Consider the following 12,949-nt stretch of genomic DNA (forward strand, 5'->3'; position numbering starts at 1 on the left):
ATGTCGCTGTCGCAACTGCTGCCGGGCGTGGCGCTGGCGCATGACGTGCAGGTGTCCGGGCTGGTCATGGACAGCCGCGCGGTGCGCCCGGGCGATGCCTTCGTGGCGATCGCCGGCTTCGGCGCGCATGGCCTGGGCTTCGTCGAGCAGGCGCGCGCCAACGGCGCGGTCGCGGTGCTGTACGACCCGCCGGCCCCGGCCGAACTGCCAGCGCCGGCCGACGCGATCGCGGTGCCGGGCCTGCGCGCGCGCATGGGCGCGATGGCCGACCAGTTCCACGGCCATCCGTCGCAGACCATGACCATGGTCGGGGTCACCGGCACCAACGGCAAGACCTCCACCGTGCAACTGCTGGCGCAGGCCTGGCACCTGCTGGGCACGCGCAGCGGCAGCATCGGCACGCTCGGCGCCGGCCTGTACGGGCAGGTGCAGCCGACCGGCTTCACCACGCCGCTGGTGCTGCCGCTGCACGCGCTGCTGGCGCAGCTGCGCGACGCCGGCGCGCAGGCGGTGGCGATGGAAGTCAGCTCGCACGCGCTCGACCAGGGCCGCGTGGACGCGGTGCATTTCGACGTGGCGGTGTTCACCAATCTCACCCGCGACCATCTCGACTACCACGGCGACATGGCCAGTTACGGCGCCGCCAAGGCGCGGCTGTTCGCCACGCCGGGGCTGAAATCGGCGGTCGTCAACCTGGACGATGCGTTCGGCCGCGAACTGCTGGCCAAGCTGGATCCGGCGCTGCGCCGCATCGCGGTCAGCTCGCGCGGCCAGGATGGCGCGCAGGTGCGCGCCGAGGCGCTGCGCCTGGACGCGCGCGGCATCGGTTTCACCCTGGCGATCGGCGAGGAGCGGCATCCGCTGCAGTCGCCGTTGCTGGGCCGTTTCAACGTCGACAACCTGCTGGCCGTGGCCGGCGCGCTGCACGCGCTGGACGTGGCGCCGGTGCGCATCGCCGCCACCCTGGCGCAGCTGCAGCCGATCCGCGGGCGCATGAACCGGCTCGGCGGCGATGGTGCGCAGCCGCTGGTGGTGGTCGACTACGCGCATACGCCCGACGCGCTGGAACAGGCGCTGCAGAGCCTGCGCGCGCACGCACAGGGCCGCATCACCTGCGTGTTCGGCTGCGGCGGCGAGCGCGACACCGGCAAGCGCCCGCAGATGGCGGCGATCGCGCAGCGCCTGGCCGAGCGCGTGGTGGTCACCGACGACAACCCGCGTGGCGAGGACGGCGACCGCATCGTCGCCGACATCGTGGCCGGTTTCGACGGCATGCAGGCGGTGCAGGTGCAGCGCGACCGCGCGCAGGCGATCGCCATGGCGGTCGCCGACGCCGGCGCCGAGGACATCGTGCTGATCGCCGGCAAGGGCCACGAGCCGTACCAGGAGATCGCCGGCGTGCGCCATCCGTTCGACGACACCGAGGTCGCCGCGCAGGCCCTGCGCGCGCATGCGGCGGAGGCGGCCCGATGAAGCGCCTGCCGTTGTCGATGATCGCGCACTGGGCCGGCGCCGAGCTGCACGGCGACGACGTGGCGATCGATGCGATCAGTCACGACACCCGCAGCCTGGCCGCCGGCAGCCTGTACGTGGCGCTGCGCGGCGAGCGTTTCGATGGTCACGCCTTCGTCGCCGACGCCGCCACGCGCGGCGCCAGTGCGCTGCTGGTGGAGCGCGTGCAGCCGCAGATCGAACTGCCGCAGATCGTCGTCGCCGACACCGAACTGGCGCTGGCGCGGATCGCCGCCGGCATGCAGCGTGGCCGTGCCACCCGCGTGGCCGCGATCACCGGCAGCAATGGCAAGACCAGCGTCAAGGCGCTGCTGCTGGCGATCCTGCAGCATGCCTGTCGCATCGATGGCGGCAGCGTCTACGCCAATCCCGGCAACCGCAACAACGAGATCGGCCTGCCGCTGGCGGTGATCGAGGCGCCGGACGACGCCGACTACGCGATCTACGAGATGGGCGCCGGCAAGCCGGGCGACATCGCCTATCTCACCGACATCGCGCCGCCGCAGGTGTCGCTGGTCAACAACATCGCCGCTGCGCACCTGGAGCGCATGGGCAGCCTGCTCGGCGTGGCGCAGACCAAGGGCGCGATCTACACCGCGCTGCCGGCCGACGGCACCGCGGTGATCAATGCCGACGACGCCTTCGGCCTGTGGTTCGAGCAGCGCCTGGCGACCGGCGAGGCGCGGCCGCAGGTGCTGCGCTTCGGCCTGCAGCCGGGCGCCGAGGTCGGTGCCGCGCAGATCCGCATGGCCGCCGACCGTACCCAGTTCGTGCTGACCACCCCGCGCGGCGACGTCGAGGCGACGCTGCCGTTGCCGGGCCGGCACAACCTGCAGAACGCCCTGGCCGCCGCCGCGCTGGCGCTGGCGCTGGACGTGGCGCCGGCGCGTATCGCCGCCGGCCTGGCGCAGGTGCAGCCGGTGCCGGGCCGGCAGATCACCCACACGCTGCCCAACGGCGCGGTGCTGATCGACGACAGCTACAACGCCAACCCCGGTTCGCTGGCCGCGGCGATCGACGCCCTGGCCGCGGCCGGCGGCGAGCGCTGGCTGGTGCTGGGCGACATGCGCGAACTCGGCGCCGGCGCCGAGGCGCTGCATGCCAGCGGCGGGCGCCGCGCGCGCGATGCCGGGCTGACCCGGCTGTACGCGCTCGGCCCGCTCAGCGCCCACGCCGCGCAGGCGTTCGGCGAGAACGGCCGCGTCTTCGACAGCCATGCGGCGCTGATCGAGGCGCTGCAGCGCGATCTGGCCGCGGTGGCCGGGAATCGGGAATCGGGAGCCGGGATTCGGCAAGAGCAGGATCAAGAGCAGGAAGTGAAGCAGATGCATGAGAACACCAGCGCGCCGTCCGATGGCGCGCTCCCACGGGTCCCGGGTCCCGGGTCCCGGGTCCCGGCCACGCTCCTGATCAAGGGCTCGCGCGGCAGCGCCATGGACACCGTGGTGCGTGCGCTGCTGAACCAGGCACAGGAGGCGCCGCATGCTGCTTGAACTCGCCCGCTGGCTGCAGCAGCTCGAAAGCATGTTCGGGCTGTTCGGCTATCTGACCTTCCGCGGCATCCTCGCGGCGCTGACCTCGCTGTTCCTGTCGCTGTGGCTGGGCCCGGCGGTGATCCGCAAGCTGGCGCAGTTCAAGGGCGGCCAGCCGATCCGCCAGGACGGCCCGCAGACCCACTTCTCCAAGGCCGGCACCCCGACCATGGGGGGCTCGCTGATCCTGCTCACCGTGCTGCTGTCGGTGCTGCTGTGGGGCGACCTGCGCAATCGCTACGTGTGGCTGGTGCTGGCGGTGATGCTGGCGTTCGGCGTGATCGGCTGGTACGACGACTGGATCAAGATCGTGCGCCGCGACCCGAACGGGCTGAAGTCGCGCTGGAAGTACCTGCTGCAGTCGATCTTCGGCCTGGCCGCGGGCCTGTTCCTGTACTACACCGCCGACGTGCCGGCGGCGATCACCTTCTACATCCCGATGTTCAAGTCGATCGCGCTGCCGCTGGCCGGGATCAGCTTCGTGGCCATCGCCTACTTCTGGATCGTCGGCTTCTCCAACGCGGTCAACCTGACCGACGGCCTGGACGGCCTGGCGATCATGCCGACGGTGCTGGTGGCCTGCGCGCTGGGCGTGTTCGCCTATGCCTCGGGCAACGCGGTGTTCTCGGCCTACCTGAAGATCCCGACCATTCCCGGCGCCGGCGAACTGATCATCATCTGCGCGGCGATCGCCGGCGCGGGCCTGGGCTTCCTGTGGTTCAACACCTACCCGGCGATGGTGTTCATGGGCGACATCGGCGCGCTGGCGCTGGGCGCGGTGCTGGGCACCATCGCGGTGATCGTGCGCCAGGAACTGGTGCTGGTGATCATGGGCGGCGTGTTCGTCATCGAGACGCTGTCGGTGATGATCCAGGTCGCCTCGTTCAAGCTCACCGGCAAGCGCGTGTTCCGCATGGCGCCGATCCACCACCACTTCGAGCTGAAGGGCTGGCCGGAGCCGCGGGTGATCGTGCGCTTCTGGATCATTTCGGTGGTGCTGGTGCTGGTCGGCCTGGCCACGTTGAAGGTGCGCTGATGAACGACCCCGCCCGCCAAGCGACCCGCCTGGAGGCCATCGGTGGCCGCTACGACCCGTGGCTGCTCGGCGCCGCGGTGGCGCTGGCGTCGCTGGGCGTGGTCATGGTCGGCTCCAGCTCGATCGAGCTGACCACCAGCCCGTTCTACTACCTGAGCCGTCACCTGCTGTTCCTGGCCGGCGGCATCGGCCTGGCGTTCTGGGCGATGCGCACCGAGCTGAAGAACATCGAGCAGTACAACCAGTTGCTGCTGCTGGCCTGTTTCGGCCTGCTGCTGGTGGTGTTCGTGCCGGGCCTGGGCAGCACCGTCAACGGTGCGCGGCGCTGGATCAACCTGGGCATCTCGCGCTTCCAGACCGTGGAAGCGGTGAAGGTGCTGTACATCGTGTGGCTGTCCAGCTACCTGGTGCGTTTCCGCGACGAGGTCAACGCGACCTGGCCGGCGATGCTCAAGCCGCTGGGCGTGGCGGTGGCGCTGGTCGGCCTGCTGCTGCTGCAGCCGGACTTCGGTTCCTCCACGCTGCTGCTGGCGATCACCGCCGGCATGCTGGTGCTGGGCGGGGTGAATCTGCCGCGCATGTCGATGCCGATCGTGATCGGCCTGCCGGTGTTCGCCTTCATCGCGATCCTCGAGCCCTACCGCCTGCGCCGCATCACCTCGTTCCTGGATCCGTGGGCCGACCAGCTCGGCTCCGGCTACCAGCTGTCCAACGCGCTGATGGCGGTGGGCCGCGGCGAACTGTTCGGGGTCGGCCTGGGCGGCTCGGTGCAGAAGCTCAATTACCTGCCGGAAGCGCACACCGACTTCATCTTCTCGGTCATCGCCGAGGAACTGGGCTTCGTCGGCGTGTGCCTGATCATTTCCCTGTACGCGCTGCTGGTCGGACGCGCGTTCTGGCTGGGCATGCGTTGCGTGGAAATGAAGCGCCACTTCTCCGGCTACATCGCCTTCGGCATCGGCCTGTGGATCAGCCTGCAGAGCTTCGTCTCGGTCGGCGTGAACCTGGGCATCCTGCCGACCAAGGGCCTGACCCTGCCGCTGATCTCCGCCGGTGGTTCCAGCGTGCTGATGACCTGCGTGGCGATGGGCCTGCTGCTGCGCGTGTCCTACGAACTCAATCGCGCCGAGCGCCAGGTGGCGCTGGTGCGCAGCGACGCGGCGATGCCGGTCAAGCAGACCGTGGACAACGCCGAGGACCTGCACGCCGCACGCGAGGCCAGCGCCAGCGCGGTCGCCGCGGCGATCCAGGGCGGCACCCCGGGGCGCGGCACCAGCCGCATGCAGCCGCGCGTGGAACCGACCTTTGGGAGGCTCGGATGAGCGCGGTGCAGGGCGATCGTCCGGTGATGATCCTCGCCGGCGGCACCGGCGGGCACATCTTCCCCGCGTTGGCCGTCGCCAAGGTGCTGCGCGCGCGCGGCGTGCCGGTGGTGTGGCTGGGCGCGGCCGGGCGCATGGAAACGCGGCTTGTGCCGGAGCACGGCATCGAGCTGGACACGATCGAGATCGGCGGGCTGCGCGGCAAGGGCGCGCTGGCCCTGTTCGGCGCGCCGGTGCGGGTGATGCGCGCGGTGCGCGCCGCCGGCTTCGTGCTGCGCCGGCGTGCGCCGCGGGCGGTGATCAGCTTCGGCGGCTTCGCGGCCGGCCCCGGCGGCCTGGCCGCGCGCCTGCTCAAGCTGCCGCTGCTGGTGCACGAACAGAACCGCGCGCCGGGCCTGACCAACAAGGTGCTGGCGCGGGTCGCACGGCGCGTGCTGACCGGCTTCCCCGGCAGCTTCGCCACGCGCGAGGAAGCGGTAGGCAACCCGGTGCGTGCCGAGATCGCCGCGCTGGCGCCGCCGGCGCAGCGCCTGGCTGCGCGCCACGGTGCGCCGCGGCTGCTGGTGCTGGGCGGCAGCCAGGGCGCGCGCGTACTCAACCAGGCGCTGCCGCAGGCGCTGGCCGCGCTCGGCGTGACCGTGGAAGTGCGCCACCAGTGCGGCGAAGCGCTGCGCGAGGAAGCCGCGCGCGCCTACGCCGACGCCGGCGTCGCCGCCAGCGTCGAAGCCTTCATCGGCGACATGGCCGCCGCCTACGCCTGGGCCGACCTGGTGGTGTGCCGCGCCGGCGCCTCGACCCTGGCCGAACTGTGCGCGGTCGGCATCGGCAGCGTGCTGGTGCCGTTCGCCGCCGCCGTCGACGACCACCAGACCCGCAACGCCGAATACCTGGTCGAGCGCGGCGCCGCCGTGCTGCTGAAGCAGGACGACGCCCTGGCCGGCCACCTGCATCGCGTGCTGCGCGACCTGCTGGCGCAGCCCGCGCAGCGCCTGGCCATGGCCGAGGCCGCGCGCCAGCTGGCCAAGCCGGATGCGGCCGAGCGGATTGCGGACATCGTTTTGGAAGAAGCCGGGAATGGAGAACCGGGAATGGGGAATGGGTACAAGCACAATCAAGGGCAGAATCACGCAGTGACACACGCAGACACGAACACGCGACAGGCACGGATCGCTGCAGCCGCCGCGCTTCTTCCAATTCCCGATTCCCGTTTCCCCATTCCCGCCTCCGCAGGAGGCCAGCAATGATCCGCCGCCTCCACGACACCGGCGATCTGGTCCGTGCGTTTCCGCGCGTGCACTTCGTCGGCATCGGCGGCACCGGCATGAGCGGCATCGCCGAGGTCATGTTGACGCTGGGCTATGAGGTCTCCGGTTCGGACAACGCCGACAACGCGGCGACCCGGCGCCTGGTCAAGCTCGGTGCGCGGGTGATGCGCGGGCACTCGGCGGCCAACGTGCTCGGTACCGACTGCGTGGTGGTGTCCAGCGCGATCCGCGAAGACAACCCGGAACTGATGGAGGCGCGCAGCCAGCGCATTCCGATCATGCCGCGCGCGGCGATGCTGGCCGAACTGATGCGCTTCCGCCGCGGCATCGCGGTGGCCGGCACCCACGGCAAGACCACCACCACCAGCCTGGCCGCGGCGGTGCTCAGCGAAGGCGGGCTGGACCCGACCTTCGTGATCGGCGGCCAGTTGCTCGCCGCCGGCGCCAACGCCAAGCTCGGCGGCGGCCAGTGGCTGGTGGCCGAGGCCGACGAGAGCGACGGCAGCTTCCTGCGCCTGAACCCGCTGATCTCGGTCATCACCAACATCGACGCCGATCACCTGGAGAACTACGGCAACGACTTCGCCCGGGTCCAGGCCGCGTTCGCCGAGTTCCTGCAGCGCCTGCCGTTCTACGGCCTGGCGGTGCTGTGCATCGACGATCCGGAAGTGGCCGCGCTGGCGGCGAAGACCCCGCGCCACGTGATGAGCTACGGCCTCAGCGAGAACGCCGACGTGCGCGCCGAGGACGTGGTCCAGGACGGCCCGCGCATGCGCTTCACTCTGCGCCTGCCGGAGGGTAGCAGCATCCCGGTGACCCTGGCGCTGCCGGGCCGGCACAACGTGCTCAACGCGCTGGCCGCCGCCGCCATCGGCTGGCAGCTGGGCGTGGCGCCGGAGGCGATCGCCAGCGCGTTGCAGAGCTTCGCCGGCATCGGCCGCCGCTTCAACGACCTGGGCGAAGTGACCACCGCCGGCGGCGCGCGCGTGCGCGTGGTCGACGACTACGGCCACCACCCGCGCGAGCTGGCCGCGGTGTTCGCCGCCGCCCGCGGCGGCTGGCCGGACAAGCGCCTGGTGGTCGCCTTCCAGCCGCATCGCTACAGTCGCACCCGCGACCAGTTCGATGCGTTCGCCGCGGTGCTGTCGGAAGTGGACGCGTTGGTGCTCAGCGAGGTCTACCCGGCCGGCGAGGCGCCGATCCCGGGCGCAGACGCACGCTCGCTGGCGCGCGCGATCCGCGCGCGCGGCCGTAGCGAGCCGGTCGTGGTCGGCCAGGTCGGCGAACTCGGCAGCGTGCTGCCGGACGTGCTGCAGGACGGCGACCTGCTGCTGATGATGGGCGCGGGCGACATCGGCTACGTCGCCCAGCACATCGCCCAGCACGGCTTCGCCGGCGGAGCCGACGCATGAGCGCGCAGACCCTGCCGCCGCCGCGCGTCACCGACCCGGCCGCGTTCGGCCGCGTCGCCGTGTTGCTCGGCGGCACGTCCAGCGAACGCGAGGTGTCGCTGAACTCCGGCGCCAACGTACTCGAGGCGCTGCGCAGTCGCGGCGTCGACGCGCAGCCGGTGGACGGTATTCCCGCCTTGCTTGAGCGCATCCGCGCCGGCGAAGTCGACCGCGTGTTCAACATCCTCCACGGCGGCGACGGCGAGAACGGCGTGCTGCAGGGCCTGCTGCGTGCGTTGCAGGTGCCGTTCACCGGCCCCGACGTGCTCGGCAGCGCGCTGACCCTGGACAAGATCCGCACCAAGCAGGTGTGGATCGCCGCCGGCCTGCCGACCCCGGGCTTCGCCCGCATCGACGCCCAGGCCGACCTGGCCGCGGCCGCCGCCGCGCTGGGCTACCCGCTGTTCGTCAAGCCGGCCTGCGAAGGCTCCAGCGTCGGCGTGTTCCGCGTGCTGTCCGAGGCCGACCTGGCGCCGGTGCGCGCCTTCGCTGCCGACTACCGCGGCGAACTGCTGATGGAGCAGATGGTGCAGGGCGAGGAATACACCGTCGGCGTCCTCGGCGACGTCGCCCTGCCGTCGATCCGCATCGTCCCCGCCGGCGACTGGTACGACTACCACGCCAAGTACATCGCCGAGGACACCCAGTATCTGTGCCCGGGCATGGACGGCGAGGACGAGACCGAGATCCGCCAACTGGCGCTGCAGGCCTTCGCCGCCGCCGGCTGCAGCGGCTGGGGTCGCGTGGACGTGATGCGCGACCGCGTGCGCGGCCTGCAGCTGATCGAGGTCAACACCGCCCCGGGCATGACCAGCCACTCGCTGGTGCCCAAGGCCGCGGCGCAGCTGGGCGTGGATTTCGCCGGCCTGTGCTGGCGCATCCTGGAGCAGACGCTGTGAAGCCGGGAATCGGAAATCGGGAATCGGGAATGGGCAAGAGCGGTGCCGCGTGCGCGGCCGCTTGTGCCTTGCCCATTCCCCATTCCCGATTCCCCATTCCCGCGCACCCGAAGGTGCGCCGATGAACGCCTCCCTGCGCATCCTCGCCTGGTTGCTGGCGCTGGCCCTGGTCGCGCTGCCGATCGTGGCCGTGCTCAACGGCTGGGTCGGGGCCGAGCGCTGGCCGCTGAGCCGGTTGCAGGTGAGCGGCGATTTCAAGCGCGTGTCCGCCGAGCAGTTGCGCCAGGTTGTGCTGCCGTATGCGCGGCGCGGCTTCTTCGCGGTGCGCCTGCAGGATGCGCAGGACGCGATCGAGCGCTTGCCGTGGGTGGAGAGTGCGCGCGTGCGCAAGCGCTGGCCGGACGTGCTGGAAGTGCGCGTCGTCGAGCACCGCCCGTTCGCGCGCTGGGGTGCGGACCGCATGCTGTCCGAGCAGGGCCGCATCTTCGCCCTGCCCAACGAACTGCGCGACGTGGCGCTGCCGCATCTGGCCGGCCCGGACGCCAAGGCCGCCGACGTGGTCGCGCTGTACAACACCTCGCGCGCACTGTTCGCGCCGGTCGGCCTGCCGGTGCAGGGCGTGGCACTGGACGCGCGCGGCAGCTGGTCGCTGGCGCTGGGCAACGGCGTGCAGGTGGTGGTCGGCCGCGACGACGCGCGCGCGCGCCTGGAGCGCTTCGCCCGGGTGCTGCCGCAATTGCTGCAGCCGGGCCAGCCGCCGCTGGCGCGCGCCGATCTTCGCTACACCAACGGATTCACCGTGGCATGGGTACCCGAGAGCAAAGAGCCGAGTAAGGAGCCGGGCAAGGAGAAGAAGCCCGCGGCGCCGGCCCAGCCCGCGCGGCACGCGGCACTGGCCGACCCTCCATCCCATCGCGAGAGCCCGCTCTTCTCCCTTCCCCATTCCCGATTCTCTATTCCCGGCTCCAAGACATGAACCGCAAAGGCGACAAATCCCTCATCGTTGGACTGGACATCGGCACCTCCAAGGTCGTCGCGCTGGTCGGCGAATACTCGCCCGGCAACCCGATCGAGGTGATCGGCATCGGTTCGCACGAATCGCGCGGGCTCAAGCGCGGCGTGGTGGTGGACATCGAATCCACCGTGCAGTCGATCCAGCGCGCGATCGAGGAAGCCGAGCTGATGGCCGGCTGCGAGATCCGCTCGGTGTACGCGTCGATCTCCGGCAACCACGTGCAGTGCAAGAACTCGCCGGGCATCGTGCCGATCCGCGACGGCGAGGTGACCTGGAACGACCTGGACCGCGTGCTGGAAGCGGCCAAGGCGGTGGCGATCCCGGCCGACCAGCGCATCCTCCACGCGATCCCGCGCGAGTACGTGCTGGACGATTCGCAGGAAGGCATCCGCAACCCGGTCGGCATGACCGGCGTGCGCCTGGAGGTGCACGCGCACCTGGTGGTGTGCGCGCAGTCGGCCGCGGCCAACATCAGCAAGTGCGTGCAGCGCTGCGGTCTGCAGGTGGACGACCTGATCCTGTCCTCGCTGGCGTCCTCGGTGGCGGTGCTGACCGCCGACGAGCGCGAGCTGGGCGTGGTGCTGGTGGACATGGGCGCCGGCACCACCGATCTGGCGGTGTTCGTGCAGGGCGCGATCTGCCACACCGCCTCGCTGCCGATCGCCGGCGACCACGTCACCAACGACATCGCGCACATGCTGCGCACGCCGACCCCGGAAGCCGAGCAGATCAAGGTGCGCTACGCCTGCGCGCTGGCGCAGCTGGCCACTGCCGAGGAAAGCATCCAGGTACCGAGCGTCGGCGACCGTCCGCCGCGGCGCATGCCGCGCCATTCGCTGGCGCAGGCGGTGCAGGGCCGCTACGAGGAAATCTTCGAGATGGTGCAGGCGGAACTGCGCCGCTCCGGCTTCGAGGAACTGGTGCGCGCCGGCATGGTGCTGACCGGCGGCGCCTCGAAGATGGAAGGCGTGGTCGAACTGGCCGAGGAAATGGTGCAGATGCCGGTGCGCGTGGGCATTCCCCAGCACGTCACCGGCTTGGGCGAAGTCGTCGGCAACCCGGTGCACGCCACCGGCGTGGGCCTGCTGCTGATGGGCAGTCAGATCGAGCACCCGCGCCGCCCGTCGCTGCCGACCGGCCGCGCCGGCAGCTTGTTCAAGAAATTGAAGAACTGGTATCGCGGCGAGTTTTGAGGGCCGGGAAGGGTGAATCGGGAATTGGGAACGGGTAAGAGCAAAGGCAAAGGCAAAGGCAAAGGCAGTGCTGCGGTGAGATCGGTGGAGAGCGGTGAGAGAAGGTAGGTAGGCGTGGTTTTTTTGCAATTCCGCTGAGGAAAAGGTCCCGGGCTGGAGACGCGCTGTTGCGATTCCCCACTCCCGATTCCCCATTCCCAGCTTCCAAACAACAACACTCGCCGAAATGCGGGTGTCGGGACAGCGAACGGAGCGATCCGATTCCCCATTCCCGATTCCCCATTCACGGCTCAAAGAGGAAACGGACATGGCGCATTTCGAACTGATTGAAAAGATGGCACCCAATGCAGTGATCAAGGTGGTCGGCGTGGGCGGCGGCGGCGGCAACGCGGTCGCGCACATGGTCAGCAGCAGCGTGGACGGCGTGGAGTTCATCACCGCCAACACCGACTCGCAGGCGATCAAGAACTGCGGCGCCAAGCTGCAGCTGCAGCTCGGCACCAACGTCACCAAGGGCCTGGGTGCGGGCGCGAACCCGGAAGTCGGCCGCCAGGCCGCGCTGGAAGACCGCGAGCGCATCATGGACGCGCTGCAGGGCGCGGACATGGTGTTCATCACCGCCGGCATGGGCGGCGGCACCGGCACCGGCGCCGCGCCGGTGGTGGCGCAGCTGGCCAAGGAGATGGGCATCCTGACCGTGGCCGTGGTCACCAAGCCGTTCCCGTTCGAAGGCCGCCGCCGCATGCAGGTGGCGTTGAAGGGCATCGAGGAACTGAGCCAGCACTGCGACTCGCTGATCACCATTCCGAATGAAAAGCTGATCACCGTGCTCGGCCGCAACGCCACCATGATCCAGGCGTTCCGCGCCGCCAACGACGTGCTGCAGGGCGCGGTGCAGGGCATCGCCGACCTGATCGTGCGTCCGGGCCTGATCAACGTCGACTTCGCCGACGTGCGCACCGTGATGTCGGAAATGGGCCTGGCGATGATGGGCACCGGCTCGGCCCGCGGCGACGACCGCGCGCAGGCCGCCGCCGAGGCCGCGATCCAGAACCCGCTGCTGGACGACGTCAACCTGGCCGGCGCCAACGGCATCCTGGTCAACATCACCGCCGGCCCGGACTTCACCATGGCCGAGTTCGACGAGATCGGCCGCACCATCGAAGGCTTCTCCTCCGAGGACGCCACCGTGGTGGTCGGCACCGTGCTGGATCCGGACATGCAGGACGAAGTGCGCGTGACCGTGGTCGCCACCGGCCTGAACCGTGCGGTGTCGCGCCAGTCGCAGCGTCCGGAGCAGCGCGCGCCGATCAAGCTGGTGCGCAACGCCACCACCGGCCAGCCGGAGTTCGGCGACTTCGAGCATGGCGGCGACGCCGTGTCCAAGGCGGTCGGCGGTGCGATGGGCCTGGGCCTGCGTCGTCCGAGCGGCGAGTCGATGAGCACCGCGGCGTCCGCCCCGGCGCCGGCCGCGGCCGACCTGCCGAGCGACTACCTGGACATCCCGGCGTTCCTGCGCCGTCAGGCCGACTGAGGTCTGCATCATCGGCCGGCGTTCGCGCCGGCCCGCAACACCGCCGTCCAGGAGCGCCTCCCTGGCCGGCGCGCCGTGTCCCTTGCTGCCGGGTCCCCGCGACCCGGCAGGTTTTTGCGACCGCGACGCCGGCACGGGCCAGCGTTGCACCGATGGGATGCTGTGACCGCTTTGTTAAAATTTAGCTAAA

General features: G+C 70.6%; 10 protein-coding genes. All 10 read left to right on the plus strand.

The window, feature by feature from the left end:
* A complete protein-coding gene (locus tag ACHWVH_RS04570) occupies positions 1-1,473 on the plus strand; it encodes a UDP-N-acetylmuramoyl-L-alanyl-D-glutamate--2,6-diaminopimelate ligase (RefSeq protein ID WP_394686814.1) in 1,473 nt (490 codons plus the stop codon).
* Positions 1,470-3,005 (plus strand): UDP-N-acetylmuramoyl-tripeptide--D-alanyl-D-alanine ligase, encoded by a 1,536-nt coding sequence (murF, locus tag ACHWVH_RS04575; protein WP_394686747.1) that lies wholly within the window; start codon positions 1,470-1,472, stop codon positions 3,003-3,005. The genes ACHWVH_RS04570 and murF overlap by 4 nt, the downstream gene beginning before the upstream one ends.
* Positions 2,995-4,080, plus strand: a complete 1,086-nt coding sequence (gene mraY / locus ACHWVH_RS04580) for a phospho-N-acetylmuramoyl-pentapeptide-transferase (protein ID WP_010344435.1) — start codon at positions 2,995-2,997, stop codon at positions 4,078-4,080. Before murF ends, mraY begins: the two co-directional genes overlap by 11 nt.
* Complete coding sequence (gene ftsW / locus ACHWVH_RS04585; protein ID WP_295926636.1) at positions 4,080-5,402, plus strand: putative lipid II flippase FtsW; 1,323 nt, start codon at positions 4,080-4,082, stop codon at positions 5,400-5,402. Before mraY ends, ftsW begins: the two co-directional genes overlap by 1 nt.
* A complete protein-coding gene (gene murG / locus ACHWVH_RS04590) occupies positions 5,399-6,646 on the plus strand; it encodes an undecaprenyldiphospho-muramoylpentapeptide beta-N-acetylglucosaminyltransferase (protein WP_343229599.1) in 1,248 nt (415 codons plus the stop codon). The genes ftsW and murG overlap by 4 nt, the downstream gene beginning before the upstream one ends.
* Entirely contained in the window at positions 6,643-8,079 is a 1,437-nt protein-coding gene (murC, locus tag ACHWVH_RS04595) for a UDP-N-acetylmuramate--L-alanine ligase (RefSeq protein WP_267103105.1), read from the plus strand. The genes murG and murC overlap by 4 nt, the downstream gene beginning before the upstream one ends.
* Positions 8,076-9,017 carry a D-alanine--D-alanine ligase gene (locus ACHWVH_RS04600; protein WP_267093497.1) on the plus strand — a complete coding sequence of 314 codons (942 nt, stop codon included), beginning with the start codon at positions 8,076-8,078 and terminating at the stop codon, positions 9,015-9,017. The genes murC and ACHWVH_RS04600 overlap by 4 nt, the downstream gene beginning before the upstream one ends.
* A 121-nt stretch (positions 9,018-9,138) precedes the next feature.
* Positions 9,139-9,993 (plus strand): cell division protein FtsQ/DivIB, encoded by an 855-nt coding sequence (locus ACHWVH_RS04605; RefSeq protein WP_017912956.1) that lies wholly within the window; start codon positions 9,139-9,141, stop codon positions 9,991-9,993.
* Positions 9,990-11,225 carry a cell division protein FtsA gene (gene ftsA / locus ACHWVH_RS04610; protein ID WP_010340121.1) on the plus strand — a complete coding sequence of 412 codons (1,236 nt, stop codon included), beginning with the start codon at positions 9,990-9,992 and terminating at the stop codon, positions 11,223-11,225. Before ACHWVH_RS04605 ends, ftsA begins: the two co-directional genes overlap by 4 nt.
* A 307-nt stretch (positions 11,226-11,532) precedes the next feature.
* A complete protein-coding gene (ftsZ, locus tag ACHWVH_RS04615; protein ID WP_017912957.1) occupies positions 11,533-12,759 on the plus strand; it encodes a cell division protein FtsZ in 1,227 nt (408 codons plus the stop codon).
* Positions 12,760-12,949 lie beyond the last annotated feature (190 nt).

The sequence above is a fragment of the uncultured Xanthomonas sp. genome, assembly GCF_964278005.1.
In the GTDB taxonomy this organism is placed as follows: Bacteria; Pseudomonadota; Gammaproteobacteria; order Xanthomonadales; family Xanthomonadaceae; genus Xanthomonas_A; species Xanthomonas_A sontii.

What these genes read in the sequence shown, in the direction of transcription:
- ACHWVH_RS04570 (WP_394686814.1), top strand. Translation starts at nt 1, where the DNA reads ATGTCGCTGTCGCAACTGCTGCCGGGCGTGGCGCTGGCGCATGACGTG.
- murF (WP_394686747.1), top strand. Translation starts at nt 1,470, where the DNA reads ATGAAGCGCCTGCCGTTGTCGATGATCGCGCACTGGGCCGGCGCCGAG.
- mraY (WP_010344435.1), top strand. Translation starts at nt 2,995, where the DNA reads ATGCTGCTTGAACTCGCCCGCTGGCTGCAGCAGCTCGAAAGCATGTTC.
- ftsW (WP_295926636.1), top strand. Translation starts at nt 4,080, where the DNA reads ATGAACGACCCCGCCCGCCAAGCGACCCGCCTGGAGGCCATCGGTGGC.
- murG (WP_343229599.1), top strand. Translation starts at nt 5,399, where the DNA reads ATGAGCGCGGTGCAGGGCGATCGTCCGGTGATGATCCTCGCCGGCGGC.
- murC (WP_267103105.1), top strand. Translation starts at nt 6,643, where the DNA reads ATGATCCGCCGCCTCCACGACACCGGCGATCTGGTCCGTGCGTTTCCG.
- ACHWVH_RS04600 (WP_267093497.1), top strand. Translation starts at nt 8,076, where the DNA reads ATGAGCGCGCAGACCCTGCCGCCGCCGCGCGTCACCGACCCGGCCGCG.
- ACHWVH_RS04605 (WP_017912956.1), top strand. Translation starts at nt 9,139, where the DNA reads ATGAACGCCTCCCTGCGCATCCTCGCCTGGTTGCTGGCGCTGGCCCTG.
- ftsA (WP_010340121.1), top strand. Translation starts at nt 9,990, where the DNA reads ATGAACCGCAAAGGCGACAAATCCCTCATCGTTGGACTGGACATCGGC.
- ftsZ (WP_017912957.1), top strand. Translation starts at nt 11,533, where the DNA reads ATGGCGCATTTCGAACTGATTGAAAAGATGGCACCCAATGCAGTGATC.